The following is a 25,678-nucleotide window of genomic DNA, read 5'->3' on the forward strand; positions in this document are numbered from 1 at the left end:
CCCCGCGTTGGTAACGCTTGCGACCACGCCTTAATCTCGATCAGTAAGGTAATTGATTTCGCTCGGGAAACGACGGGAACGGACCCGTGCGCCATGCGATCTTCCCTACTCAACACGGAGGACGCTATGGCAGAAGCCGACTTTCAGACCGACGACGCGCCGCTCGCCACCTCGAAGCGGTCCGGCGCTGTCGATGAGGCGACGGGCGCGCTGCTCGAACCCAAAGGCGACAGCCTTGTCGCGCGCGCGGTGACGATCAATCGGCCGGTCGCCGAACTCTACGCCTATTGGCGTGACTTTCGGAACCTCGCGAGCTTCATGGACAATGTCGTCGACGTTTCGCCGATCGACGAGCGGCGTTCGCACTGGACCGTCAAGGCGCCGGGTGGCCGCACGGTGGAGTGGACCGCCGTCATCACCGAGGAACGCGAGAACGAACTGATCGCCTGGGCCTCGGAAGATGGCGCCGATGTGCCCAATAGCGGCCGCATCGACTTTCGCGATGCCGGTGCGCGCGGCACGGTCGTCACCGCGACGGTGCTGTACGATCCGCCCGGCGGCGCGATCGGCAAGCTGATCGCCAAAATGTTCCAGCGCGAACCCGCCATCCAGGCACGGCGCGACCTGCGCCGTTTCAAGCAACTCATGGAAACAGGCGAGATCGCGACGTCGTCGCGAACCCGCCAGCAATTCGAAGAGGAGAAGGCCTGATGCGCGCACTCGCCTGGCATGGCCGGCACGACGTCCGCGTCGATACCGTCGACGACCCCGAAATCCTCAATCCGCGCGACGCGATCATCAAGGTCACTTCGACCGCGATCTGCGGATCGGACCTGCATTTGTACGACGGTTACATCCCCACGATGCAGGCCGGCGACATCCTCGGCCACGAATTCATGGGCGAAGTGGTCGACGTCGGCGCCAAATCGACTCTCAAGAAGGGCCAGCGTGTCGTCGTGCCGTTCACGATCGCGTGCGGAAGCTGCTACCATTGCGGCAAGCACCAATATTCGGCGTGTGACAACGGCTTGCCGGCCGACAATCAAGACATCGCGCAAGAGCTGTACGGCCAGCCGATGTCGGGGCTGTTCGGCTATAGCCACATGACCGGCGGCTATGCTGGCGGGCAGGCCGAATATGTCCGCGTGCCGTTCAGCGATGTCGGCCCGATCGTGATCCCCGACGGTGTTTCGGACGAGAAGGTGCTGTTCCTCTCCGACATCCTGCCGACCGGCTGGATGGCGGCGGAAAATGCCGAGATCGAGCCGGGCGATACCGTCGCGGTATGGGGCTGCGGCCCCGTCGGGCTGTTCGCGGTGCAGTCGGCGTTCCTGATGGGCGCCGAGCGCGTCATCGCGATCGACCATTTCCCGCACCGGCTGGAACTCGCCAAACGCTTCGGCGCGGAGACGATCAACTTCGAGGAAACCGCCACCTACGAAGCGCTGATGCAGATGACTGGCGGAATCGGCCCCGATGCGGTGATCGACAGCGTCGGGCTGGAGGCGCACGGCTTCTTCGCCGACAATGTGATCGACCAGATCAAGAAGTCGACCTTCCTCGGCACCGATCGCCCGCACTCGATCCGTCAGGCGATCATCGCCTGCCGCAAGGGCGGGCGGGTCTCGATGCCGGCGGTGTACGGCGGCTTCGTCGACAAGTTCCCGCTCGGCGCGCTGATGGAGAAGGGCCTCACCCTCAAGACCGGTCAGACCCACGTCCAGCATTACATGCCCGCGCTGCTCAACGCGATCATGGAAGGCGAGATCGATACCGAGTTCCTGATCTCGCACCGGATGGCGCTGGAAGATGCGCCCAAGGGCTACAAGATGTTCCACGATGACCAGAATGTGGTGACGAAGGTCGTGCTCAAGCCCGATTTCGCCGCTGCCGCTGCATAAGGATACACGACATGGCTGACAAATTCGCGATCATCACCGGCGCCTCCACCGGCATCGGCTTCGAACTCGCCACGCTCGCGGCGAAGGACGGCTACGATATCCTCGTCGTCGCGGACGAGCCGCTGATCGAGGCGGCGGCGACCGACTTCGAGCAGTTCGGCACCAACGTGCAATGGGTCGAGGCCGATCTCTCGACGATCGAGGGCGTCGACCAGTTGCTGGCCGCGGCTGGCGGTCGCCAGATCGACCTGCTGTGTGCCAACGCGGGGCGCGGGCTTGGCCATGCGTTTCTCGATCAGGATCTCGCCGACTGGCGGCGCGTGGTCGACACCAATATCGTCGGCACGGCCTATCTGCTCCAGAAGGTGCTCAAGCCGATGGTGGCGCGCGACGATGGCAAGGTGCTCGTCACCGGCTCGATCGCGGGGTTCATCCCCGGCGCGTTCCAGGCGGTGTATAACGGCACCAAGGCGTTCGTGGACAGCTTCACCGATGCGCTGCGCAACGAGATCAAGGAATCGAAAGGCGTCACCTTGACCACCTTGATGCCGGGGCCGGTCGAGACCGAGTTCTTCGAACGTGGCGACATGCTCGACACCTCGGTCGGCGCGAGCAACACCAAGAGCGATCCCGTCGATGTCGCGAAAGACGGCTGGGATGCGGTGATGGCGGGCAAGGCCAGCATCGTCTCGGGCTGGAAGAACAAGCTCCAGGTCGCGGCGGCGCATGTTGTGCCGGCATCGGTGCTCGCCGAGCAGCATCGCAAGATGGCCGAGCCCGGCACGGCGGAAAACGAGTGATCGCGGGAGGCCGCGACCGTCGTCGTGTGACGGTGGTCGCGGCCTCATATCACCTCTTCAGAACGTCTCGCCGACCAGTTCCTCGCTCTTCGCCCAGAGCGCTTTGGCGTTGCCGGCGTCGATCGCATAAGGCCGCACGCCCTCGCTCATGACGCTGAGCGCGCCATCGCTTACGGTGGTGGTGACGTGGCAGTTCTCGCAATAGCGCCCGCCGATGTCATCGGCGTCGCCGACCACGCCGGCCCAGACCGACGTCGCTGCGCCCTGCGGGATCGTCTTCCACTGGTAGGCCGGCTTGCCCTCGGCAGCGAGATCGGCGTTCACCTGCGTGATCATCGCGTCGATCGCGCCATCATCGAGGTGACGGCTGAGTTCGGTCTGGATGCCGCCGGGATGCACCGCTGCGGCACGCACGCCGCGTTCCCGGTGCCGCCGGTCGAACTCTACCGCGAACAGGATGTTCGCAGTCTTCGAGCGGCCATAGGCCACCCACGGATCATAGTCGCCGCGCGTGAAATTGGGGTCTTCGAGATCGACATTGGCGAAGCGATGCCCCGCCGATGCGAGCGCGATCACGCGCGCACCGGGCCGCAGCAGCGACGCGATCCGGTTCACCAACACGAAGTGGCCGAGATGGTTCGTGCCGAACTGAGTCTCGAACCCATCGGCGGTGTGGCCGAACGGCGCCGCCATTACGCCCGCGTTGTTGATGATGACGTCGAAGGGTTCGCCCTTAGCGACCAGCGCGTCGGCGGCAGCGCGCACGCTGGCAAGGCTGGCGAGATCGAGTTCGATCAACGCAAGGCTGCCGCCGCCGGCGGCGGCTGCGCGCACCACCTCGGTCGCGCGTTCCGCCTTGGCGAGATCGCGCGCGGCGCCCACCACGATCGCGCCATGTGCGGCGAGCGCCCGCGCGGTTTCGACGCCGAGTCCGGCCGAGACGCCGGTGACGAGGATGCGCTTGCCGGACAGATCGACGCCCGCGAGCACCGCGTCGGTGGTGGAGGTCGCACCAAATTGCTGAGCCATATGCTGTTCCCTTGAAGGCTGGCGACGTTGCCTCTCGCGCTACATTACGGTATCAGGAGGACGTCTCCGTTTAAATACGGAGGAGTCCTCCGTTTTCAAGGGTACGGTGAAACAAAGTGGTGATTTCCGCGCAAACGCCCGTTCGAAAGCCGCGCGCCGATGCCGAACGCAATCGGCTTAAGCTGCTCGCCACCGCCAAGGATGTGTTCGCGAGCAAGGGCATGGACGTCGGGCTGGAGGAGATCGCGCGCGCGGCTGGGGTGGGGATCGGCACGCTCTATCGCCATTTCCCGACGCGCGAGGCACTGATCGAGCAGGTCTATCGCAACGAGGCGAACCAGCTTGGCGCTGCCGCCGAGCGACTGGCCGCCGAACACCCGCCGGTTGAGGCACTGCGCACCTGGATGCTGCTGTTCGTCGAGTATTTCGCGACCAAGCAGATCATCGCCGGCGCGCTCGCGACGATGGTCGGCGGGCGCGAACTGTATGCGGTGTCGAGTGCGCAGATTACGCAGTCGATTGGCCTGCTCACCGATCGCGCGATTGCCAGCGGCGAGATCCGGCTGACGGTCGAACCGCTCGATCTGCTGCGCGCGGTGATCGGCGTCGCCAATGTCGGCGCCGGGCCGGGCTGGGAGGCGCATGCCCGGGCGATGGTCGATATCCTGATCGCCGGGCTGCGCGTTCCGGCTAGGTCTGGCTGAGCAAAGCGTCGAACAGCGGCAACGCTTCCGCGTCGGTGCCGTCGAAGTTCGAAACCGTCACGCCGACCAGCCGTATCCCCTTCGGCGTCGGCAGCACCGACCGGATCAGCGCGAGGCTCGCTTCGTGCAGGTCGGCGCGGGTGCGGATCGGGCGGGTGGCACTGCGGCTGCGAGTAATCTGCTGAAAATCCTGATATTTGACCTTCACCGTTACCGTGCGGCCGAACGCCTGCGCCCCGTCGCACCAGCGCCACACGTCCTCCGCCATCTCCAGTACGCCGGCTTCGATGTCGGCGGGTTCGGTGAGGTCGCTGCGGAAGGTGGTCTCCGAGCCGGAGGATTTGCGGATGCGATCGGGGTTGACCGGACGGTCGTCGATCCCGCGCGCGATGGCGTAATACCAGTCCGCCGCGCTGCCGAAGTGCTCGGCGAGGAACGCGCGCGACTTGGCGCGCAGATCGGCGCCGGTCTTGATGCCGAGCGACGCCATCTTGCGCGCGGTGACGGGGCCGACGCCGTGGAAGCGCGACACCGGCAGCGTCTCGACCCAGGCCGCGCCCATGTCGGGCGTCACCGCGAACTGGCCGTTGGGTTTGCGATGGTCCGAGGCGAGCTTGGCGAGGAACTTGTTGTACGAGATCCCCGCCGACGCGGTCAGCCCGGTTTCCTCAAGGATGCGCGCGCGGATCGCCTTGGCGGTCGCCCAGGCGGTCGGCAGGTTGCGTAAGTTGGCGGTGACGTCGAGATACGCCTCGTCGAGCGACAGCGGCTGGATGACGGGCGTGAACTCGGCGAAGATCGCGTGAATCTGGCGCGAGACCGATTTGTACACGTCGAAGCGCGGCCGCACGAACACCAGATCGGGGCAGCGCCGCAGCGCCGTGACCGAGGGCAGCGCGGATTTCACCCCGAACGTGCGCGCCTCATAGCTCGCCGCCGCCACCACACCCCGCGCCGAGGCAGAGCCGACCGCGACGGGCTTGCCCCGAAGCGCCGGATCGTCGCGCTGCTCGACCGACGCGTAGAAGGCGTCCATGTCGATATGGAGGATTTTGCGCACGTCCATGCGGGCAGGATAGCGCATGTCGAACGGAAGGGGAACGCAGGTGTTGTCCGGCGGCGGTGGTCATCCTGGCGTCGCCCCACACGTCATCCCAGCGGAAGCTGGGATCTTTCCGGGGAGGCCGCAGCGCCCGCCCCGGAGAGACCCCAGCTTTCGCTGGGGTGACGATTAGGAAACGACGCTCTTGCTTAAAGACACGATTGCACGCCGGACTTGGTGAGGATCGGCGTCAGGCCCGCCCGGCGATCTTGGTCAACGCCACCACCAGCGCATCCAGTTCCGCTGGCGCGGTATAGATTTGCGGCGTCACCCGCACGCCCTGAACCTCGCCGCGATCGATCGCGACGGTGTAGATGTTATGGTCCTTCAGCAGCATTTCCGCCAGCGCCGCCGGCGCGACCCCGCGCACCCCGACGTTGGCGATCGCACAGGTCCGCTCGGGCGCGTGGGGTGTGTTGAGGTACACGCCCGGGATCGCGCGCGCGCGGTTGGTCCAGCTATGCTGGAGGAAGCGCAGCCGCGCCATCTTGCGTTCGGAGCCGATCGCCTGATGGAAGGCGATCGCGCGCGGCAGCGTCAGGTCGCTGTGGATCGGGTGCGTGCCCCGGTGGTTGAGCTTGCGGATGTCGTCGTCCGGCATGCCAGCATCGCCGAACATCTGCCACAGTCCGGGAATGCGCGCGCGCTTGACCCACAGCATGCCCAGCCCAAGCGGTGCCGACAGCCATTTGTGCAGCGAGGTGCCGAAATAATCGCAGTGCAGATCGGGAATTTTGAAGTCGAGATGCGCGAAGCTGTGCGCGCCATCGACCATCACCGGCACGCCGAGGCCGTGCGCCATGTCGCAGATCGCCGCGACGGGCAGCACCTGCCCGGTGCCGCCGACGATGTGCGAGACCATCAGCAATTTGGTCTTGGGTGTGATCGCCTTGCGGTAGATCGCGATGATCTCGGCGTCGCTCGCCGGATCGAGCGGCAGTTGCACGATGTGGTTGACGATGCCGTGGCGCCGCGCCTGTAGCGCGAACATATCCATCATCGAGCCGTAATCCTGAGTCGCCATCACCGCTTGGTCACCGGCCTGCCACGGGATGCCGTTGATAATCGTATCGAGCGATTCGGTGGTGTTGCGCGTGATGACGAGTTCCTCGACCGGCACGCCGGCTAGCGCGGCGACGGCGGTGCGCATCTTCACCACGTCGGTGTCGAGCTTGGTGCGCATGTAATGCGACGCCTCGCCGTTGATCGCGCCGGCATTGGCGACGAACGCGTCGAACACGTCCTTGGGCTGGAAGCAGTAGAAGCCGTTTTCGAGATTGATGAAGCGGTTGTCGGTCGGGAAGTGCGTGCGGATCTCGGCCCAGAAGGCCTCGTCCTGTGCGAGTTCGGCGGGCGAACGGGCGGCGAAGCCGGGCGAGTCGAGCAGGGCGGCGAGCGACACCGCGCCCGCGGTCTTCAGGAAATCACGCTTGTTCATCGAATTGTCCCCCCGATATGCGCTGTCTCCATCTCCCCCGACGAAGCCCCACCACTCGCGGCGGCGGTGTGCGGTTCGTCCTGGCGGCATCCTTGCGGGAATGGCGTCGCAGGGCAAGGTGGCGGGCGGCGGCAGCGCACGGATTGCCAATCTCTCAGCCGATGTTCAGATGGAATCGTCAAACCAGAGGCGTTGATGGGTGTTTTCGGAACGGGAGAAGTGCGTGCGGTGTGTTGGTCTTGCCTGTGTCGCGGTGATGTTGATTGCGGCCGCGCCCGCCGAGCCGCCGGTGGTGCGGGTGCGGCTCGATACCACCGCCGGCCCGATCACGCTGGCGATCGATTACCGTCATGCGCCCAAGACGGCGGTCAATTTCCTGCAATATGTTGACGACGGTCGGCTCGACGGCACCAGCTTCTACCGCGCCTCGCGCAAGGCCGGGCACCCCGACCTCGGCTTCGTGCAGGGTGGGATCGGCACCGATGCGCGGCGCAAGCTCGACATGCTGCCGCTGGAACCGACCAGCCAGACCGGGCTGCGCCATGTCAGCGGTGCGATCTCGATGGCGCGCTATGCCAATCCGGCGTCGGGCTCGGCCAACTTCTCGCTGCTGGTCGGCCCGAGCCCCAATCTCGATGCCAAGCCGGGATCGCCGGGCTACGCGGTGTTCGGCCATGTCCTGAGCGGGATGGAGGTGGTGAAACGCATGCTCGCGATGCCGACCGCGCCGGGTGGTGACGAGGATATGAAGGACCAGATGCTCGTTCGTCCGGTTACGATCGTTCATGCGGTACGGCTGGACGGCACCGCGAAGCCGACCGGACGACCGAAGGTGTGGCTGATGTTCAAGGGGCTTTGAGCCGGCTCAGTCCCGTTCGTGCTGAGCCTGTCCAAGCACGTGCCCCAGACGCTCCGTTTCGGGCACGCCCTTCGACAAGCTCAGGACGAACGGGGTAGAGGCAACCGCGCCGCGAACCACGGCGTCATCCGCCGCAGCGCCTCTTCGATACGGTCGGTCGAGACGGCGAAGCTGAAGCGCATGAAGCGGTGGCCGTCGACAGGATCGAAGTCGATCCCCGGCGCGGTGGTGACGCCGGTGTCCATCAGCAGCTCCATGCAGAACGCCATGCTGTCGTCGGTCAGATGACCGATATCGGCGTAGATGTAGAACGCCCCGTCGGGCGGGGCGATTCGGCGCAGGCCGAGGGCTGGCAGCGCATCGAGCAATAGCGCGCGGTTGGTCGCATAGGTGCGGATATGCCCTTCCAGTTCGTCGCGGCAGTCGAACGCGACCAGCCCGGCATGCTGGGCGAGCGAGGGCGGCGTCAGGAACAGGTTCCCCATCCGCGCGCGCGCCGCGTCGATCAGCGCGGGCGGCACCACCAGCCAGCCGAGCCGCCAACCGGCCATGCTGAAATATTTGGAGAAGCTGTTGACGATCAGCGCCTCCGGCGCGTCCTGCAACACCGATCGCGCGGCCTCGCCGTAGCTGAGGCCGTGATAGATTTCGTCCGAGATGATGCGGATGCCGCGCCGACGGCATACCGCCACGATCGCGGCCAGTTCGTCCGGCGCGATGATCGTGCCGGTCGGGTTGGCGGGGCTGGCGAGAATCAGCCCTTGCGGCGCGGGATCGAGCGCTTCGATCGCCGCGGCGGTGATCTGGAAGCGCTCGGCCTCGCCACAGCCGATCTCGACGGGTTCGAGGAACAGCGCCTTTACCGTGTTGCGGTACGAGACATAGCCCGGCCGCGCGAACGCCACCCGGTCGCCCGGCGCGAACAGGCAGGAAAGCGCGAGCACGAAGGCGGGGGAGGCGCCGCAGGTGAGGATCACTTGCTCGGGATCGACCGACACGCCGTAGCTGTCCGCATAATGCCGCGCGATCCGGCTTTTGAGCGGGCTGCTCTCCCAATACCCCATGCCGTCGCTGTCGAGGATGCGGTGCGCCTCGGCGATCGCCGCAGCCGGCGCGCCGGTCGAAGGCTGGCCGAACTCCATGTGGATCACCGAGCGCCCCTCGGCGGCCAATTGGTGCGCGGCGCGGCTGATGGCGATGGCGTGGAACGGGTCGATCGTTGCGGTCATGCCGCCTGCTTAACGCGCGCCGCCACCGACAGAAAGGTCAGTCGGACAGGTCTTCCAGCATCTTGATCGCGTGAACCGGGCATTGATTGACGCGCGCGCGGAAGTCCGCCGAATACTCGTACACCTCGCGGCGGGCGCGGTTGATCGCGCCGAGCGGCTGATGCGCGGCGAGGCCGTGCCACGGGCTGTACGAGAGAAGATCCTCCTCCGACTGGCTGACCCCGTTGCGCCACGATGTCTGCGGCGCGGCGGTGAAGGTGGCGACGGTGACGAACGGGCTGGCTTTTTCGTCCCACAAGACGGTCGGGTCTTCGACCGGCATCGTCTCCAGATCGACGCACAATTGCACGCGCAATTCCCAGATGCCGCCGTGTTCGATCATCACATCGGCGACATCCTCGCGCAACGCGTCCGGGCGATTGTGGACGTCGACAAGATCGCCGGTGCGCTCGGTAAGACCGGGCGAGACCGGCGCGAGCGAGATTTTCGCGATATGGGCGCCGTAGCGATAGGCGGTTTGCGAATAATAGGTTTCGCCGAGCGGATGCACTTCCGGCGCGCCGCCGAGCAGCGAAATCAGCGCGGACTTGCCGCCGAGCGCCTCCAGCGCACCCTCGACGACTCGCAATGTCGTCGATAGCGCGACTTTGGCGCCTTCGGCACGGTCGGTCGTCGCGGCGAGCAATTTCAGGTTCTTGGCGAACGCGGCGGGGGTCGGCGCGCCGAACACGGGACCGTTGACCAGAACGAAATCCTGCTCGCCCCCATGCTCGCCGGGCAAGCGTTCGCCCGCCACACCGAGCACTTTCAGCGCGGCGCCGCGGGGCGAACTCACCGCATCGTCGAGGATGTCGCCCGGCGACGTCGACAGGCGCAGGACCGCTTCATAGCTGCCCGGCTGCGCGAACAGCCCTTGTGCGAGTTCGGGTGGCAGGCCGGGCAGGACCGAGACTTCGCCCTTGATGATGCCGTGCCCTTTGGCATGCACACCGCGCACGGCATGGCCGTAGTCCTTCGACGTCGTTTCGAGGATTTGCTTGAAGCTCGTCTTGAGCGAGGCGATTGCGTCGGCTTCATCCGATGAGAAGGTCTCGACCGACGGATCGAAGGGGACGAATCTGGTCACGGCGTGCTCCTGCAAGGCATCACCGTCAACTTCCGCAACGCCCACCGGTTCCGGCGCATGTGCGCAAGCTTGACGCGGATCAAATATCGCGTCGCGCCAGCACCTCCCGCGCCGCGCGGACGCCGCTCTCCCATGCGCCATGCGCGGTGGAGAAATCGGTGACGTGAGTCGCCTCGCCGGCGAAGACGATGCGGTCGCCGATCGGGCGGGCGAGGGTCGCGCGGGCGTGCGCCTGACCGGGCAGGGCATGGCTGTACGATCCGTTGATCCATGCCGTTCTGCACCATGCAGATGCGGCGATCGGCCGCAGATGGCGGCGCACGTCGCTTCCCAGCAATGCGGCGAGTTCGTCGGAAGCGATCTTGAACGCCTCGACGATGCCGCCGCGTTCGAGCAGCTCCGCGCCGGGGCCGCCGAAGAACGCTTCGATCACCGGCCGGCCGAGCCCACGGATATAATAGCTGCCGGTGTTGGCGTCGCGCGGATTGCCGATCAGGTGGGTCTCGGTTTCGAAATCGTGATCGCCGACCAGTTCGAAGAACAGCTTGTCGGCCAGCCCGAGCGGCAATTGGCTCGCCGCATGGAGATGGTCTGTCGCGTCCGCATCGAACACGATCGTGCCGCTGGCGAGGACGTTGGTGGAGGCGGTGACGATCGCCGCCCCAGCCGTCACCGTGCCGCGATCGGTCTCGATCCTCACGCCGCGGTCGCTGAGCGCGACGCGCCGGACGGGCGTCGCCAGCCGCAGCTCGACCTGCGGCAAGCGCGCGGCGAGCAGCGCGCCATAGCCTTCGCGGACGCGCCAGTTGGTCTCGGTCGCGGCATCGTCATAGGCGAGGAAATCGGTGATCGAGAGCCGGTCGAGATCGGCGCCGCTCATATAGCCGCTCAGCGCGCGGCAGAAGGCGTTCCACTCCGCGCCCGGTTCCAGCGCATCCGAAGCGCGATCGCTTGGAGGCGGCGCGCGATGGAATCGGTCGTCCAGCGCAGCCCAGGCATCGTGGGCCCGAGCCTGCTCGTCCGCGTTGAAGCCAAGTCCGCGCCATTGTTCCTGCCACGCCGATGGGCCGCGATGGATGGTGAAGTTCGCGGCCTCACCCTCTGCAACGAGCGGGTTGCGTTCCGCCGAATGCAGCCAGCCGCAGCCGAGATCGAGCGGCATTCCCGCCACGCCGACCGTCCAGCCGCGCCCGCCGACGCGGTCGCTCGCCTCCAGCATCAGCACCGACTTGCCGGCCTCGACCAGACTGCGCGCCGCCGCGATACCGGCGGAGCCGGCCCCGATAATGGCGACGTCATGATCCATGTTGATGCTCCGCAGCGAACGCCCGGGTATATCCAGCGCGTGGCAACGCTTGGCAATCGCCGGGCGTGCCGCGAAAAAATTCTTTGCGCGATGGCAAAACGCGCATCCTTATGCGCCGCCGCGCATTGCAGTGGGCGAAACGTCACGGCCACCTGAAGGGGGAAGTTCATGGAACAGGATCGGATCTCGCTAGTCCGTCAGCGCGCACATGCGATCTGGATTGAGCAAGGCCAGCCCGAGGGCGCTGCCGACCAGCATTGGGCGCAGGCCGAAGCCGAGTTCGACGCCGCCGAGGCCTCCGCAACGACCACGCCCGCGACCGAGAGCGCGGACACCGCGGTTGCCGAACCCGAAGCCCCTGCGGAACCCGCTCCGCTCGCCGAGCCGGACGTCGTGGCGACGCCTGAACCGGTGGCGGCAACGCCCGCACCTGCGCCCGCTAAGAAGACGGTGAAGCGCAAGGTGAAACCGCTCAACCCGATCCGCTGAAATCCGCCCGCGCGCGCGGGCATTCAGCCGGCTCTTTTGATCCCGTCGACTGAGGGAGACTATCTTGCGTCCAACTGCCGACCGCCTCGATGGCGGATCGCCCTATCCGCTCGGCGCGACCTTCGACGGGCTGGGCGTCAATTTCGCCATCTTCTCCGCCCACGCCGAAAAGATCGAATTGTGCCTGTTCGAGCCGAGCGGCAAGCGCGAGATCGCCCGCTACACGCTCCCCGAGTGGACCGATGAAGTGTGGCATGGCTACCTGCCCGATGCGCGGCCGGGGCTGCTCTACGGTTACCGCGCGTATGGCCGGTATGCGCCCGAGGAGGGGCACCGCTTCAACCCCAACAAGCTGCTGCTCGATCCCTATGCGCGCCGGTTGTCGGGCGCGATCAAGTGGAGCGACGTGCTGCACGGCTATCCGGTACGCGGTCGCCGCGCCGATCTCGGCTTCGACAAGCGCGACAGCGCGCCGGCGATGCCCAAGGGAATCGTCACCAACGATGCGTTCGACTGGTCGCGCGACGTGCGCCCCAACACGCCCTGGTCAGAGACGGTCATCTACGAAGCACACGCCAAGGGGCTGACCAAGCTGCTCGATCTCGTGCCGCCGCGCGAACGTGGCACCTTCGCCGCGCTGTCGCACCCGCATGTGATCGATCACCTCAAGCGGCTCGGCGTCACCGCGCTCGAACTGATGCCGATCCACGCCTTCACGCAGGATCGCTTCCTTCAGGAGCGCGGCCTGCGCAATTACTGGGGCTATAACAGCCTCAGCTTCTTCGCGCCCGAACCCGGCTATTTCTCCAGCGATTCGCACGACGAACTTCGGCTGGCGGTGCGGCGGCTTCACGCCGCCGGGATCGAAGTGATCCTCGACGTCGTCTACAACCATAGCTGCGAGGGAAGCGAACTCGGCCCGACGCTGTCGTGGCGCGGGATCGACAATGCGACCTATTACCGGCTGGTGCCGGACCAGCCGCGCTATTGCATCAACGATACCGGCACCGGTAACACCTTCAAGCTCGATCACGCGCGCGTCATCCAGATGGTCGCGGATTCGCTGCGCTATTGGGCGACCTCGTTCGGGATCGACGGCTTCCGCTTCGATCTCGGGCTGACGCTCGGGCGAACGGACAATGGCTTCGATCCCAACGCCGGCTTCTTCGACGTGCTGCGGCAGGACCCGATCCTCGGCCAGTTGAAGCTCATCACCGAGCCGTGGGATGTCGGCATGGGCGGCTATCAGCTCGGCAATTTCGGGCCGGGCTTCGCCGAGTGGAACGACAAATACCGCGACACGGTGCGCGGCTTTTGGCGCGGCGACCCCGGCAAGCGTGGCGATCTCGCCGCGCGGCTCGCCGGGTCGGGCGATCTGTTCGACCGGCGCGCGCGGCGGCCGTGGGCGAGCGTCAATTTTGTGACCAGCCACGACGGCTTCACGCTCGCCGATCTCGTCTCCTATGAGGAGCGCCACAACGAGGCCAATGGCGAGAACAACAACGACGGTCACGACAACAACATCTCGCGCAACTGGGGTGCGGAGGGGCCGACCGAAGACGAAGCCATCCTCAAGACGCGCGGCACGGTACAGCGCTCGATGCTGGTGACGCTGTTCGCCGCGCTCGGCACGCCGATGCTGGTGGCGGGGGACGAGTTCGGCCGCACGCAGCACGGCAACAACAACGCTTATTGTCAGGACAATGAGATCAGTTGGCTCGACTGGGCGCAGGCGGAAAGCCCGGAAGGCCAGACGCTTTACACCTTCACGTCGCGGCTGATCGCGCTGCGCAAGAAGCATCCCGTGTTGCGCTCGGCCAACTTCCTGTATGGCGAAAATTCGCCCGGTTACGGCATCAACGATATCGAATGGTGGGACGAGCGCGGCGAAGCGCTTTCGGGCGAGGACTGGGATAATCCTGACGGGCGCGCGCTAGCGATGCGCCGTGCGGTCGCGCTCGACGACGGGCGGATCGAGGCGATCACGCTGTTGATGAACGCGGGCGAGGATGCCATCACCTTCACGCTGCCGGCACCGTCCTCGGACCGCAAGGTGCTGATCGACAGCGCTCAGCCGGACCTCGAACCCGTCGAGATCGGCGACACCTATGAGGTGCAGCCGCACGCCGCGGTGCTGATCCGCTGGCTGGCGGACAAGGTGGACCCATGAACCTGTGGGGGCCACGCGTTGCGGCGGACGACCGCACGCTCTTTCGGCTGTGGGCGCCCGATCGTGACGCGGTGACGCTGGAGATCGACGGCGCGGAGCCGGTCGGGATGACCGCACGTGACGGCGGCTGGTTCGAGGCGGAGGCGACTGCGCCGGCGGGCACGCGCTACCGCTTCCGGCTGAATGCCGACCTAGCCGTGCCGGACCCGGCGTCGCGGTTGCAGTCGGGTGGCGTGCATGGCTGGAGCGTCGTCGTGCCAACCCCGTTCGTGCCGAGCGAAATCGAGGCGCAAGGCGGTGCGTCATCCCTCGGTCTCTCGACTTCGCTCGGCACGAACGAAGGCTGGTTTGGCCGCCCGTGGGAAGAAGCGGTCATCCAGGAAGTCCATGTCGGCGTGCTCGGCGGCTATGACGGTGTCGCCGAAACGCTGCCCGCGCTCGCCGAGCTTGGTATCACCGCGATCGAACTGATGCCGATCGCCGCGTTCGCGGGGTCGCGCAACTGGGGCTATGACGGCGTGCTGCCGTTCGCGCCCGCCGAGGCTTATGGTTCGCCGCACGATTTGCGCGCTCTGGTCGATCGCGCGCACGAACTGGGGATGATGATCCTGCTCGACGTGGTCTACAACCATTTCGGGCCGGACGGGAATTATCTCGGCGCGTATGCGGGCGACTTCTTCCATGCCGATCGCGATACGCCGTGGGGCGGGGCGGTGGCGGTCGATCGGCCCGAGGTCGCGGCGTACTTCCTCGAAAACGCGCTGATGTGGATCGAGGACTATGGTTTCGACGGGCTGCGCTTCGATGCGGTCCATGCGATCGGCAACACCGCGTTCCTTGACCGGATGGCAGCGGAGATCCGCGCGAGGGTCGCGCCCGAGCGGCATGTTCACCTCGTCCTCGAAAACGAGAGCAACGACGCGGCGCGGCTTGGCGACGACGGCTTCGACGCGCAGTGGAACGATGATTTCCACAACGTCATGCACGTCCTGCTGACCGGCGAAAGCGAAGGCTATTACGCGGCTTTCGCCGAAAATTCGACGCAGAAGCTCGCGCGCTGTCTCGGCGAAGGCTTCGTCTACCAGGGCGAGGCTATGCCGACTCATGATGGCAAAGCGCGCGGTACGCCGAGCGGGCATCTGCCGCCGACCGCGTTCGTGGCCTTCCTCCAGAACCATGACCAGATCGGCAATCGTGCGCTCGGCGAGCGTCTGACCACGCTCGTGGCGCCCGAACGGCTCGCGGCGGCGACCGCGCTGCTATTGCTCTGCCCGCAAATTCCATTGCTGTTCATGGGCGACGAGGCGGGTTCGCAGACGCCGTTCTACTTCTTCACCGATTTCCATGACGAACTCGCCGATGTCGTGCGCGAAGGACGGCGCAAGGAGTTCGCGCATTTCGAGGCGTTCTCGTCCGAATCGGCGCGGGAGAGCATTCCCGATCCCAATGCGCACGAGACCTTCGCGGCCTCTCGCCCGATTCCGCACGATGAGGCGGTTCGATGGCGCGCGCTATACCGTGACCTGCTGGCGCTCCGACATACGGCGATCGTACCCCGCTTGCGCGGAGCCACCGCTGACGGCGCGGAGATGCTGGGCGAGGGCGCGGTTCAGGCGGTGTGGACGCTCGGCGACGGCGCGGTGCTGACGCTTGCGATCAACCTCGGGACCGAGCCGGTCGCGGTGCGGGGAGACGCACCGCTCTACGCGCTCGGCACGCCCGGCGCGCCGGCGAGCTTCGCCGCCTGGATCAAGGACGCCGCATGACCGACTTCCCGCCGCGCGCGACGTATCGCCTGCAATTCAACCGCGATTTCCCCTTCGCGGCGGCCGAGGCGATCCTGCCGTATCTCGACCGGCTCGGCATCAGCCACGTCTATGCCTCGCCGATCACAGCCGCCGTCTCGGGATCGCCGCACGGCTATGACGTGATTGACCCGACCGCGATCAACCCGGAACTCGGCGGCGAAGCCGGATTCCGCAGCCTCGTCGGCGCTTTGCGCGCGCGCGGCATGGGCATCGTCATCGATATCGTGCCCAATCACATGGGCGTCGCGGGCGGCGAGAATGCCTATTGGAACGACGTGCTCCGCCACGGGCAGGGCAGCCGATACGCGCGCTGGTTCGATATCGACTGGAGCGAGCCGCTGCTGCTGCCGATCCTCGGCGCACCGCTCGGCGAGGTGATCGCGGCGGGCGATCTCACGCTGGGCGATGGCGCGCTCCGGCTGTATGGCGCGGACGGCCCGCCGCTACGGCCCGACGTGCCGGCGGACGGCGACCTGCGCACTTTGGTCGAGGCGCAGCATTATCGGCTCGCCTCGTGGCGCACCGCGAACGACGAACTCAACTGGCGGCGCTTCTTCACCATCAACGATCTCGCCGGTGTGCGGGTCGAAGATCCCGAGGTGTTCGAGGCTACCCACGCGCTGTATTTCAGCCTGTTCGAGCAAGGGCTAATCGATGGCGTGCGCGTCGATCACGTCGACGGCCTCACCGATCCCGCCGGCTATTCCCGTACCTTGCGCGCGCGCTTCGATGCGATCGGGGGCGGGCGGCGCGCCTACATCGTCGTTGAGAAAATTCTTGCCGAGGGTGAAACGCTTGCGCGAGACTGGGAGCTCGACGGTACCAGCGGCTATGATTTCATGCGCGACGTGACGGGCGTGCTGCACGCGCCCGAAGGTGAAGCGCCGCTGGGCGACTTGTGGGAGAGCATCAGCGGCCGCCCCGCCGATTTCGCGGACGAGGCGCTTACCGCCCGCCAGCAACTGCTCGCCTGGCAGTTTTCAGGGCAGACCGATCGCTGCGTCGCGGCGTTCGTTGCGTTGGCGCGCTCGGCCAGCGCCAGCCACCCCGTGTTTGAGGCGGTGACGCCGGCGATGTTGCGCCGTGCGATCGAGCGGTTGCTGTGGGTGTTCCCGGTCTATCGCAGCTATGGCCTCGGCAATCATGCCCCGGCGAGCGACGGCGCGCTGCTCGATCGCGCGCTGGCTGACAGCGCCGATTTCTGCCCGCCGGGCGAGGCGGAGATCTCGCGCTATATCGTCGAATGGCTCGCCGGACGTGGGCCGGGCAGTGCGGGGCTGGCTGCGGAGGCGGTGCGCCGCTTTCAGCAACTCTCCGCGCCGATCGCTGCCAAGGCGGTCGAGGATACCGCTTTCTACCGCCACGGCGTCTTGCTTTCGACCAACGATGTCGGCTTCGCGCCCGAAGAGTTCGCGCTCGACACCGCACGGTTCCACGCGGCCGTGGCGACGCGCGGGCACGATTTCCCGCACGCGATGCTCGCCACCGCCACGCACGATCACAAACGCGGCGAAGACGTGCGTGCGCGGCTCGCGGTGCTGAGTGGCGTGCCCGATCTCTGGGCGGAGCGTGTCGCCGACTGGATGGCGCGGACGGGGGGGCAGGGGGTCGATCCCGCCGATCGCTACATGCTGTTCCAGACGGTCTTTGGCGCGTGGCCGATCGATGCCGACCGCATCAAGGCATGGCAGACCAAGGCGCTCCGCGAAGCCAAGCTGCGCTCGTCATGGGAAGCACCCGACGCGGAGTACGAAGCCCGCTGCGCCGCGCTGGTCGATGCCTTGCTGGCGGACGATGCGTTTACCGCCGAGATGGACGCGATCGTACAGCGCCTCGCGCCGGCGGCGACCGCCAACAGCCTTGCCGTCGCCGTGCTGCGCAATACCGTCCCCGGCGTGCCCGACTGCTATCAGGGGGCCGAGCTGGACGACTGGAGTCTCGTCGATCCAGACAATCGCCGTCCGGTCAATTACGCCGCTCGTGCAGCACTGCTGGAAAGCGAGGGTGATCCGCTGTCGAAGCTGCACCTGATCGCGCGCCTGCTCGGGGCGCGCCGGAACTCGCCCGCGCTGTTCGCGCACGGTGAATATCGTCCTGTAGAGGTCTCGGGCGCGCGCGCCGGGCATGTGCTCGCTTTCACCCGCACTCACGGCACGGCGCGGCTCGAATGCGCGGTTCTGCTCAAGGCGGCGTCCGCGCAAGTCGCGGCCGGGCGGACCAGCCCCGACGCGGACTGGTGGGGTGACACGATCATCGACTTCGCCGACCCCGTGCCGGCTGCGGACCTGTTCGCCACCGCGCCGTATCATATCCATATAGCCCCTTAGCGGCGGCGGCTTATCGCTCTATGCACGGGCTTCGCAGCCGGAGCCTGTCGTGCGTTTCCAGAATTTCGATCTGAACCTGCTGGGCGCGTTACGCGCATTGATCGAGGAGCGCAGCGTCACCCGCGCCGCCGAACGAGTCGGGCTGAGCCAGCCGGCGATGAGCGCCGCGCTCAAACGGCTGCGCGAGGCGCTCGGCGACGATATCCTCGTCCCCAACGGCCGCGCGATGATCCCGACGGCGCATGCGCAGATGCTCGCGCCGATGCTCGACGATCTGCTCGGCGGGATGCAGTCGCTGATCGCTGCGGCGAACGTGTTCGATCCGGCGACCTCGAAACGCGTGTTCCGCATCGTCGCTTCGGACTACATCACGATGGTGCTGGTCGCGCCGCTGCTCGCCGAACTGGAACGCGACGCGCCGCAGATCGGCATCGAGATCACCCCCGCGCGAGTCGGCGCCGAACTCAAGCTGGCGCGCGGCGAGATCGACCTGATGCTCGGCCCTGAACCGTTCCTTTCGCCCGAACATCCGACCCGGCTGGTGTTCGAGGAACGCTTCGTAGCGGTTGGGTGGCGCGGCAATCCGCGTTTCGAGCGGGGTTTGAGCGAGCGCGACTATCTCGACGGCGGGCATATCGTCGTCGAGTTGGGTGGCCATTCGACCAATTTCGCCGAATTCGAGGCGCAGCGGCTTGGCTATGAACGGCGGATCGAGGTGGTGGCGCCGTCCTTCCTCGTCGTCCCATGGATGCTGCTCGGCACGCAACGCATCGCGACGATGCACGAACGGCTCGCGCGCAAGCTGGTCACCGATCTCCCGCTCGTCATCGCGCCGCTGCCAGTGGCCATGCCGCCGATGCTGGAAATGGCGCAATATCACGCCGCCCGCGAACGCGATGGCGGGCTGCAATGGCTTATCGAGCGTCTGGTCGCACAAGCCGCTGCACTCAGCTGATCCATTCGGCGGATGTATAAGCATCCATACAATCATTTGTTCAAATGTCAGCGCCACCGCTAAATCAGTGCGACAAACATTGGAGAGGCGCTGTTGCCGCGCCATGCCACTTGATTCGAGAGGGTTCCCGAGATGAGCCGTGTCACCGAAATCCGTTATGTTGGCTATGGCGTCGTCGATTTCGACGCCGAACGCCGCTTCTATACCGACGACTGGGGTCTCGCCGAAGTCGCCGCGATCGACCAGGCCGCCTGGTTCAAGACTTACGGCCATGACGAGCATCATGTCGTGCGGCTGCGGAAGGCGGACATCAACCATGTCGACGTGATCGCGCTCGCCACCGATACGCGCGCCGATGTCGATGCGCTGCACGATAAGGTGGTGGCGGCCGGCTGCAAGATCGTCCATGCGCCGCACGACCTCGACGCGCCGGGCGGCGGCTATGGCTTCCGCTTCTTCTCGCCCGATGGGCTGCCGTTCGAAGTGTCGAGTGACGTGGCGCGCGGCGAAGCCCGCGATATCGCGCGCTGGGATGCGCTGCCGGTCAACATCAGCCACATCGTGCTGCATTCGCCCGATCATAAGGCGATGGTGCGCTTCTTCGTAGAGGTGCTTGGCTTCCGCGTGTCGGACTGGCTCGGCGATTTCATGTGCTTCCTGCGCTGCAATTCGGCGCATCACCGCGTTGCGATCCTGCCGGGGCCGCCGTGCCTCAACCATGTCGCCTATGACATGCTCACGGTCGACGACATGATGCGCGGCATCAGCCGGTTGAAGAAGGCGGGCACCGATATCCGCTGGGGGCCGGGGCGGCACACCGCAGGCAACAACACGTTCAGCTATTTCACCACGCCGGGCGGCTTCGCGGTCGAATACAGCTCCGAACTGGAGCATGTCGATTTCGAGACGCACGAGGACAAGGTTCACGCGCCCAGCCCGACCGTGATGGACCAGTGGGGCACCGGCGTCGGCGGGCCGCAGACGATGCCGCATCCCGCGCCCGATCCGTGCCTGTTCCAGCCGGCGGCGATGTAATGCGGCTGCTCGCCGGCATGGCCGCGATGCTGTGCATGGCGGCGGTTCCCTGTGATGCGCGCACCGGCGCGAACGCGGGCGACCGCAACCGCGCGATCATGGCCGATTTCGCCCGCCGCTTCTACGAGCTGCATGACGTGCGCGGTGCGTTCGAGCGTTACGTCGCGCCCGATTACGTCCAGCACAACCCCGGCATCGCCGATGGCCGTGCCGCGGCCATCGCCGCGCTGGCGCCGATGTTCGCCAGGCCGGGCGGTCGTTTCGAGGTGAAGCGTATCCTGGTCGATGGCGACATGGCGGCGATCCACCTGCGCGGCAGTGCCGACCCGACCAAGCCCGGCGCGGCGGTGGCGGATTTCTACCGGCTCAGGAACGGCAAGATCGTCGAGCATTAGGACGTGATCCAGCCGATCGCCGCCAGCACGGCCAATCCTCACCCCTATTTCTAAGAACGGCAGCTAATGGCGCTTCTCGAACTCTTCCCCAATTATATCTGGAACCTGTCGGTCGCGATCGCGCTCGAAAGCGGCGGGCGCGTCGGCGAGATCGTCGATATGTGCCAGCCGATCCGCGATGCGGCGGCAAACGGCGCCGATGCGGGCACGCCTGCTTTCATGGCGCAGTGGGTGGCGATGGCCGACAAGCTGATCGGTCTCGCCGCCGAGGATGAAGCGCGCGGACGTGGCTTTTCCGCTGCCGCCAAGCTCGACCGCGCGGCCTTGTACCTGATCACCGCCGAGCGGATGCAGGGCCATGGCCATCCCGGCCGCAAGGAGACGTACGCCAAGGCGCTGGCGACGTTCGACAAGGCGACGACGCTCGGCAAGGCCAATCGCGAACGCGTCGAGATCCCGCTCGAAACCGGCACGATGCCGGCGCTGTGGACGCGCGCGCCCGGCGACGGGCCGCATCCGGCGGTGGTCTATTGCAACGGGCTCGATAGCTGCAAGGAACTGCTGTTCTGGTCGTGGTTGCCCGATGCGCTCGCGCGGCGTGGCATTTCGACATTGTGCGTCGATCAGCCCGGCAGCGGCGAGGCGCTCCGGCTCCAGAACCTGCCGGTCGATCCGCACAGCGAGCATTGGGCATCCAAGGCGGTCGATTGGCTTGAGACGCAGCCCGATGTCGATGCCAAGCGGATCGGCATGACGGGCATTTCGCTCGGTGGCCATTTTGCGCCGCGCGCGGTCGCGTTCGAACCGCGCTTCGCCAGCGGCGCGGTGTGGGGGGCCAACCACAATTGGGCCGAAGTCCAGCAGAAGCGCTTGCGGCGCGAGGGCGAGAACCCGGTGCCGCATTATTGGGCGCATGTGATGTGGGCGTTCGGCGCGACCGACATGGACGACTTCCACGCCAAATCGGCGGCGATGACGCTTAACGGTGTGATGGAGCGGATCACCGTGCCGTTCCTCGTCACCCACGGCGAAAAGGACCGCCAGATCGCGCTCGATTACGCGAATCAGGCCTATGACCAACTCAGCAACAGCCCACGGCGCGAGTTGAAGATCTTCACTCCGCGCGAGGGCGGCGTCGAGCATGTCGGCGCCGATAACATGGCGTACGGGCGCGACTATATCGCCGACTGGTTCGCCGACACGTTGGGAGGGCACACCGCATGAGCCGCCGGTTCGTCGATCTGTCGATCACGCTCGACAACGACGTCATCACCGATCCGCCGTTCATGCGGCCCAAGATCACCTATCAGACGCATGGCGAGACCGTCACCGAGCTTCAGCACTTCTTTCCCGGCGTCACGGCGGAACAGACGCCCGACGGCGCCGGCTTCGCGGCGGCGGAGATGGTGACGATGTCCACGCACAACGGCACGCATCTCGATGCGCCTTATCACTTCCATCCGACGATGGACGGTGGTGAACGTGCGATCACGATCGACGAAGTCCCGCTCGACTGGTGTTTCCGCCCGGGTGTGAAGCTCGACTTTCGCCATTTCGACGATGGTCATGTCGTCACGGCGGAGGAGGTCGCGGCCGAACTGGCGCGGATCGACTATGATCTTCAGCCGCTCGACATCGTATTGGTCAACACCCGCGCGGGCGGGGCGCTGGGCGATCCCAATTTCGTCAACATCGGCTGCGGCATGGGGTATGATGCGACGATGTACCTCACGGAGCGCGGCGTGCGCGTAACCGGCACCGATGCGTGGAGCTGGGACGCGCCGTTCAGCTACACCGCGAAGAAAGTTGCCGAGACCGGCGACACGTCGCTGATCTGGGAGGGGCACAAGGCCGGGCGCGACATCGGCTATTGCCACCTCGAAAAGCTGCACAATCTCGAGGCGCTGCCGGCGCACGGCTTCACCGTCTCGTGCTTCCCGCACAAAGTTAAGGGCGGCTCGGCCGGCTGGACGCGCGCCGTGGCGATCTTCGAGTCGTGAGGCTCGCCACCCGCCGTGATGGCTCGCCCGATGGCGCGCTGATCGTCGTGTCTGCGGATGGTGCGCGCTGCCGCTCCGCCGGACCGGATTTCCCCAACCTGCTCGCCGCGATCGAGCGCTGGGACGTGGCCGAGCCGGCGCTGCGTGCGCTCGCCGAAGCGCTCGATGTGGGAGAGGGCGAGCCGCTCGATCCTGCGGCACTCGCCGCGCCGCTGCCGCGTTCGTGGCAATGGCTCGACGGCTCCGCCTTCGTGACGCATGGCGAACTGATGCAGATCGCGTTCGGGCTCGATCCGGTGCCGACCGATCGCCCGTTGATGTATCAGGGCCTGTCCGATCGCTTCTACGGCCCGCGCGACGAGGTGCCGTTTCCCGATCCCGCGCTCGGCATCGACTTCGAGGGCGAGTTCGGCGTGATCGTCGATTCCGTGCCGATGGGCGTCTCGCCCGAACAGGCGGCGTCGCACATCAAGCTGATCGTCCAGATCAACGACTGGTCGCTGCGCGCGGTCGCGCCGATCGAGATGAAGACCGGCTTCGGCTGGGTGCAGGCCAAGCCGCCGTGCAGCGTCGCGCCGTTCGCGGTGACGCCAGACGCGCTCGGCGCCGACTGGCGCGACGGGCGGGTAGCGATGGATTTGCTGGTCGACTGGAACGGCGCGCGTTTCGGTGCGGCCAACGGCGCGGAGATGCTGTTCGGCTTCCCCGAACTGGTCGCCCACGCCGCGCGGACTCGCGATCTTGTCGCGGGGACGATCATCGGCTCGGGCACCGTCTCGAACGCGAACTATGCCGAGGTCGGATCGTCCTGCATCTCCGAACGCCGCGCGATCGAGATCATCGCGACCGGCGCGCCGGCCACGCGCTTCATGACCGATGGCGACACGATCCGAATGGAAGCGCGCGGCGGCAATGGCGACGCGCCGTTCGGGGTGATCGAACAACGCGTCGTGGTGCGCCCGCAGACGATCTAACGCGTCGCCGTTATTCGACCCGGTTCGCCACCAGATCGTCGACCACCGCCGGATCGGCGAGCGTCGACGTGTCACCGAGAGCGGAGACGTCGCCTTCGGCGATCTTGCGCAGGATGCGGCGCATGATCTTGCCGCTGCGGGTCTTGGGCAGGCCGGGCGCGAATTGCAGCTTGTCGGGGGTGGCGATCGGGCCGATCTCGGTGCGGACCCATTTGACCAGATCGCGGCGCAGATCGTCGGACGGAGTCTCGCCGGCGTTGAGCGTCACATAAGCGTAGATGCCCTGGCCCTTGATGTCGTGCGGCATGCCGACCACCGCCGCTTCAGCGACCTGCGGGTGCAGCACCAGCGCGCTCTCGACCTCTGCCGTGCCCATGCGATGCCCGGACACGTTGATGACGTCGTCGACGCGGCCGGTGATCCAGTAATAGCCATCCTCGTCGCGGCGGCAGCCATCGCCGGTGAAATATTTACCGCGATAGGTGGTGAAATAGGTCTGGAAGAAGCGGTCGTGATCGCCCCACACGGTGCGCATCTGGCCGGGCCAGCTTCGCGCGATGACGAGATTGCCTTCGGTCGCGCCAGCCAGCACCTGGCCTTCGGTATCGACGATCTGGAGATCGACGCCCGGCATCGGCTTGGTCGCCGAGCCCGGTTTGAGCCCGGTCGCGCCGGGCAGGGGGGCGATCATCGCGCCGCCGGTTTCGGTCTGCCACCACGTATCGATGATCGGGCAGCGGCCCTCGCCGACGACATCGTGATACCAACGCCATGCCTCGGGGTTGATCGGCTCGCCGACGGTGCCGAGCAGCTTGAGGGACGTGCGGCTGGTCTTCGCAACGAAGTCGTCGCCGTCCTTCATCAGCGCACGCAAGGCGGTGGGGGCGGTGTAGACCGTGTGGACCTGATGTCGGTCGCACACCTGCCAGATCCGGCTCGCGTCTGGCCAGTTGGGCAGCCCCTCGTACATCAAGGTCGTCGCGCCATTGGCGAGCGGGCCATACAGAACATAGCTGTGCCCGGTCACCCAGCCGATATCGGCGGCGCACCACCAGACGTCCCCGGCGCGATAGTCGAACGCGAGTTCGTGCGTCAGGCTCGCCCACAGCAGATAGCCGCCCGAGGTGTGCAGCACGCCCTTGGGCTGGCCGGTCGATCCTGAGGTGTAGAGCAGGAACAGCGGGTCTTCGGCGCCCATCGGCTCGGGCGGGCAGACGGTGGAGACGTTCTCCGCCGCCTCGTGATACCACACGTCGCGGCCGGGCTGCATCGTCACCGCGCCGCCGGTCGCGCGCACCACGATCACCTGTTTGAGTGCCGGCGCGTGCGCGGCGCAGGCATCGACGTTGGCCTTGAGCGGTACGGTCTTGCCGCCGCGCCGCCCTTCGTCGGCGGTGATGACGATATTGCTGTCGCAATCGCTGATTCGCCCCGCCAGCGCCTCGGGCGAGAAGCCGCCGAACACCACCGAATGGATCGCGCCGATCCGCGCGCAGGCGAGCAGCGCGAACGCCGCTTCGGGGATCATCGGCATATAGACCGTGACGCGGTCGCCCTTGGCGACGCCCTGCGCCTTGAGCACGTTGGCGAAGCGGCAGACTTCGGCGTGCAGTTCGGCATAGGTGAAGCGGCGCGGCTCGGCCTTGGGATCGTCGGGTTCCCAGATCAGCGCGATTTGGTCTGCGCGCTTGGCGAGATGGCGGTCGAGGCAATTGGCGGCGACGTTGAGCTTGCCGTCGGCGAACCATTGGATGTGGAAATCCGCTTCGTCGAACGACCAGTCGCCGGCGATTTCGGGCCGCTTGATCCAGTCCAGCCGGCGCGCCTGTTCGAGCCAGAAGCTGCCGGGATCGGCAAGCGACCGTCCGTAGAGCTTGTCATACCCTGCCGCATCGACGCGCGCTTGCTTCGCCCACTCTGCGGGCACGGGGTAAAGGCTCTGTTCTGGCATACCGATCTCCTGCCCATTCCTTTGCCGATGAGGGGGCGGCGTTGCAAGCAGCCGCGTGTGCGGCGGTCTTGTTTTGGCGC

At 66.4% G+C, this 25,678-nt stretch carries 22 protein-coding genes; 15 read left to right on the forward strand and 7 right to left on the reverse strand.

The features are described from left to right. Positions 1-126: 126 nt before the first annotated feature. Genes J0A91_RS13140 through J0A91_RS13150 form a run of 3 tightly spaced genes read left to right on the forward strand, consistent with a single transcriptional unit; the run spans position 127 to position 2,701 of the window. Positions 127-711 (forward strand): SRPBCC family protein, encoded by a 585-nt coding sequence (locus tag J0A91_RS13140; RefSeq protein ID WP_069205288.1) that lies wholly within the window; start codon positions 127-129, stop codon positions 709-711. Then, entirely contained in the window at positions 711-1,901 is a 1,191-nt protein-coding gene (locus J0A91_RS13145) for a zinc-dependent alcohol dehydrogenase (RefSeq protein WP_069205289.1), read from the forward strand. The genes J0A91_RS13140 and J0A91_RS13145 overlap by 1 nt, the downstream gene beginning before the upstream one ends. Positions 1,902-1,912: 11 nt before the next feature. Further along, a complete protein-coding gene (locus J0A91_RS13150; protein ID WP_069205290.1) occupies positions 1,913-2,701 on the forward strand; it encodes an SDR family NAD(P)-dependent oxidoreductase in 789 nt (262 codons plus the stop codon). Between the two features lie 57 nt (positions 2,702-2,758). On the opposite strand, the gene J0A91_RS13155 is transcribed toward J0A91_RS13150, so the two are convergent. After that, positions 2,759-3,730 (reverse strand): SDR family NAD(P)-dependent oxidoreductase, encoded by a 972-nt coding sequence (locus tag J0A91_RS13155; protein WP_069205291.1) that lies wholly within the window; start codon positions 3,728-3,730, stop codon positions 2,759-2,761. A 119-nt stretch (positions 3,731-3,849) separates the two neighbouring features. On the opposite strand from J0A91_RS13155, the gene J0A91_RS13160 reads away from it, so the two are divergent. Further along, the gene (locus J0A91_RS13160) at positions 3,850-4,434 is read left to right on the forward strand and encodes a TetR/AcrR family transcriptional regulator (protein WP_240502003.1); all 585 of its coding nucleotides are present in this window, start codon (positions 3,850-3,852) and stop codon (positions 4,432-4,434) included. On the opposite strand, the gene dinB is transcribed toward J0A91_RS13160, so the two are convergent. Next, positions 4,421-5,518 (reverse strand): DNA polymerase IV, encoded by a 1,098-nt coding sequence (gene dinB / locus J0A91_RS13165; RefSeq protein ID WP_069205293.1) that lies wholly within the window; start codon positions 5,516-5,518, stop codon positions 4,421-4,423. The genes J0A91_RS13160 and dinB overlap by 14 nt on opposite strands. A 208-nt stretch (positions 5,519-5,726) precedes the next feature. Then, positions 5,727-6,974, reverse strand: coding sequence for an aminotransferase class V-fold PLP-dependent enzyme (locus J0A91_RS13170; protein WP_069205294.1), 1,248 nt, complete (start codon positions 6,972-6,974; stop codon positions 5,727-5,729). Positions 6,975-7,230: 256 nt separating this feature from the next. Here J0A91_RS13170 and J0A91_RS13175 point away from each other — a divergent pair, with 256 nt between their 5' ends. Further along, the gene (locus J0A91_RS13175; RefSeq protein WP_069205295.1) at positions 7,231-7,833 is read left to right on the forward strand and encodes a peptidylprolyl isomerase; all 603 of its coding nucleotides are present in this window, start codon (positions 7,231-7,233) and stop codon (positions 7,831-7,833) included. Between the two features lie 80 nt (positions 7,834-7,913). On the opposite strand, the gene J0A91_RS13180 is transcribed toward J0A91_RS13175, so the two are convergent. The 3 genes from J0A91_RS13180 to J0A91_RS13190 all read right to left on the reverse strand — a co-directional run bounded on the left by J0A91_RS13180 (position 7,914) and on the right by J0A91_RS13190 (position 11,494). Beyond that, positions 7,914-9,062 (reverse strand): aminotransferase class I/II-fold pyridoxal phosphate-dependent enzyme, encoded by a 1,149-nt coding sequence (locus tag J0A91_RS13180; protein ID WP_069205296.1) that lies wholly within the window; start codon positions 9,060-9,062, stop codon positions 7,914-7,916. Between the two features lie 37 nt (positions 9,063-9,099). Then, positions 9,100-10,188 (reverse strand): catalase family protein, encoded by a 1,089-nt coding sequence (locus tag J0A91_RS13185; protein ID WP_069207300.1) that lies wholly within the window; start codon positions 10,186-10,188, stop codon positions 9,100-9,102. Positions 10,189-10,267: 79 nt separating this feature from the next. Next, the gene (locus J0A91_RS13190; protein ID WP_069205297.1) at positions 10,268-11,494 is read right to left on the reverse strand and encodes a flavin monoamine oxidase family protein; all 1,227 of its coding nucleotides are present in this window, start codon (positions 11,492-11,494) and stop codon (positions 10,268-10,270) included. Positions 11,495-11,662: 168 nt separating this feature from the next. On the opposite strand from J0A91_RS13190, the gene J0A91_RS13195 reads away from it, so the two are divergent. The 10 genes from J0A91_RS13195 (at position 11,663) to J0A91_RS13240 (ending at position 23,647) form a co-directional block, all read left to right on the forward strand. Next, positions 11,663-11,983, forward strand: a complete 321-nt coding sequence (locus tag J0A91_RS13195) for a DUF2934 domain-containing protein (RefSeq protein WP_069205298.1) — start codon at positions 11,663-11,665, stop codon at positions 11,981-11,983. A gap of 64 nt (positions 11,984-12,047) precedes the next feature. Next, positions 12,048-14,153, forward strand: coding sequence for a glycogen debranching protein GlgX (gene glgX, locus J0A91_RS13200; RefSeq protein ID WP_069205299.1), 2,106 nt, complete (start codon positions 12,048-12,050; stop codon positions 14,151-14,153). Beyond that, a complete protein-coding gene (gene treZ, locus J0A91_RS13205; protein ID WP_069205300.1) occupies positions 14,150-15,919 on the forward strand; it encodes a malto-oligosyltrehalose trehalohydrolase in 1,770 nt (589 codons plus the stop codon). The genes glgX and treZ overlap by 4 nt, the downstream gene beginning before the upstream one ends. Beyond that, a complete protein-coding gene (gene treY, locus J0A91_RS13210; protein ID WP_069205301.1) occupies positions 15,916-18,288 on the forward strand; it encodes a malto-oligosyltrehalose synthase in 2,373 nt (790 codons plus the stop codon). Before treZ ends, treY begins: the two co-directional genes overlap by 4 nt. 49 nt (positions 18,289-18,337) lie before the next feature. Continuing rightward, positions 18,338-19,243, forward strand: coding sequence for a LysR family transcriptional regulator (locus tag J0A91_RS13215; protein ID WP_069205302.1), 906 nt, complete (start codon positions 18,338-18,340; stop codon positions 19,241-19,243). Between the two features lie 132 nt (positions 19,244-19,375). After that, entirely contained in the window at positions 19,376-20,278 is a 903-nt protein-coding gene (locus J0A91_RS13220) for a VOC family protein (protein ID WP_069205303.1), read from the forward strand. Further along, a complete protein-coding gene (locus J0A91_RS13225) occupies positions 20,278-20,673 on the forward strand; it encodes a nuclear transport factor 2 family protein (RefSeq protein WP_240502004.1) in 396 nt (131 codons plus the stop codon). Before J0A91_RS13220 ends, J0A91_RS13225 begins: the two co-directional genes overlap by 1 nt. Positions 20,674-20,739: 66 nt before the next feature. Then, the gene (locus J0A91_RS13230) at positions 20,740-21,897 is read left to right on the forward strand and encodes an alpha/beta hydrolase family protein (protein WP_069205304.1); all 1,158 of its coding nucleotides are present in this window, start codon (positions 20,740-20,742) and stop codon (positions 21,895-21,897) included. Continuing rightward, positions 21,894-22,673 (forward strand): cyclase family protein, encoded by a 780-nt coding sequence (locus J0A91_RS13235; RefSeq protein ID WP_069205305.1) that lies wholly within the window; start codon positions 21,894-21,896, stop codon positions 22,671-22,673. The genes J0A91_RS13230 and J0A91_RS13235 overlap by 4 nt, the downstream gene beginning before the upstream one ends. Continuing rightward, complete coding sequence (locus J0A91_RS13240; protein ID WP_069205306.1) at positions 22,670-23,647, forward strand: fumarylacetoacetate hydrolase family protein; 978 nt, start codon at positions 22,670-22,672, stop codon at positions 23,645-23,647. The genes J0A91_RS13235 and J0A91_RS13240 overlap by 4 nt, the downstream gene beginning before the upstream one ends. 10 nt (positions 23,648-23,657) lie before the next feature. On the opposite strand, the gene acs is transcribed toward J0A91_RS13240, so the two are convergent. Continuing rightward, positions 23,658-25,598: an acetate--CoA ligase gene (gene acs, locus J0A91_RS13245; RefSeq protein WP_069205307.1), complete on the reverse strand. Its 1,941-nt coding sequence runs from the start codon at positions 25,596-25,598 to the stop codon at positions 23,658-23,660. Positions 25,599-25,678 lie beyond the last annotated feature (80 nt).

This window comes from Sphingomonas panacis, from assembly GCF_001717955.1.
Taxonomy (GTDB): Bacteria; Pseudomonadota; Alphaproteobacteria; order Sphingomonadales; family Sphingomonadaceae; genus Sphingomonas; species Sphingomonas panacis.

Coding starts and splice junctions, on each gene's coding strand:
- J0A91_RS13140 (WP_069205288.1), top strand. CDS start 127: ATGGCAGAAGCCGACTTTCAGACCGACGACGCGCCGCTCGCCACCTCG.
- J0A91_RS13145 (WP_069205289.1), top strand. CDS start 711: ATGCGCGCACTCGCCTGGCATGGCCGGCACGACGTCCGCGTCGATACC.
- J0A91_RS13150 (WP_069205290.1), top strand. CDS start 1,913: ATGGCTGACAAATTCGCGATCATCACCGGCGCCTCCACCGGCATCGGC.
- J0A91_RS13155 (WP_069205291.1), bottom strand. CDS start 3,730: ATGGCTCAGCAATTTGGTGCGACCTCCACCACCGACGCGGTGCTCGCG.
- dinB (WP_069205293.1), bottom strand. CDS start 5,518: ATGCGCTATCCTGCCCGCATGGACGTGCGCAAAATCCTCCATATCGAC.
- J0A91_RS13170 (WP_069205294.1), bottom strand. CDS start 6,974: ATGAACAAGCGTGATTTCCTGAAGACCGCGGGCGCGGTGTCGCTCGCC.
- J0A91_RS13175 (WP_069205295.1), top strand. CDS start 7,231: ATGTTGATTGCGGCCGCGCCCGCCGAGCCGCCGGTGGTGCGGGTGCGG.
- J0A91_RS13180 (WP_069205296.1), bottom strand. CDS start 9,062: ATGACCGCAACGATCGACCCGTTCCACGCCATCGCCATCAGCCGCGCC.
- J0A91_RS13190 (WP_069205297.1), bottom strand. CDS start 11,494: ATGGATCATGACGTCGCCATTATCGGGGCCGGCTCCGCCGGTATCGCG.
- J0A91_RS13195 (WP_069205298.1), top strand. CDS start 11,663: ATGGAACAGGATCGGATCTCGCTAGTCCGTCAGCGCGCACATGCGATC.
- treZ (WP_069205300.1), top strand. CDS start 14,150: ATGAACCTGTGGGGGCCACGCGTTGCGGCGGACGACCGCACGCTCTTT.
- treY (WP_069205301.1), top strand. CDS start 15,916: ATGACCGACTTCCCGCCGCGCGCGACGTATCGCCTGCAATTCAACCGC.
- J0A91_RS13220 (WP_069205303.1), top strand. CDS start 19,376: ATGAGCCGTGTCACCGAAATCCGTTATGTTGGCTATGGCGTCGTCGAT.
- J0A91_RS13225 (WP_240502004.1), top strand. CDS start 20,278: ATGCGGCTGCTCGCCGGCATGGCCGCGATGCTGTGCATGGCGGCGGTT.
- J0A91_RS13230 (WP_069205304.1), top strand. CDS start 20,740: ATGGCGCTTCTCGAACTCTTCCCCAATTATATCTGGAACCTGTCGGTC.
- J0A91_RS13235 (WP_069205305.1), top strand. CDS start 21,894: ATGAGCCGCCGGTTCGTCGATCTGTCGATCACGCTCGACAACGACGTC.
- acs (WP_069205307.1), bottom strand. CDS start 25,598: ATGCCAGAACAGAGCCTTTACCCCGTGCCCGCAGAGTGGGCGAAGCAA.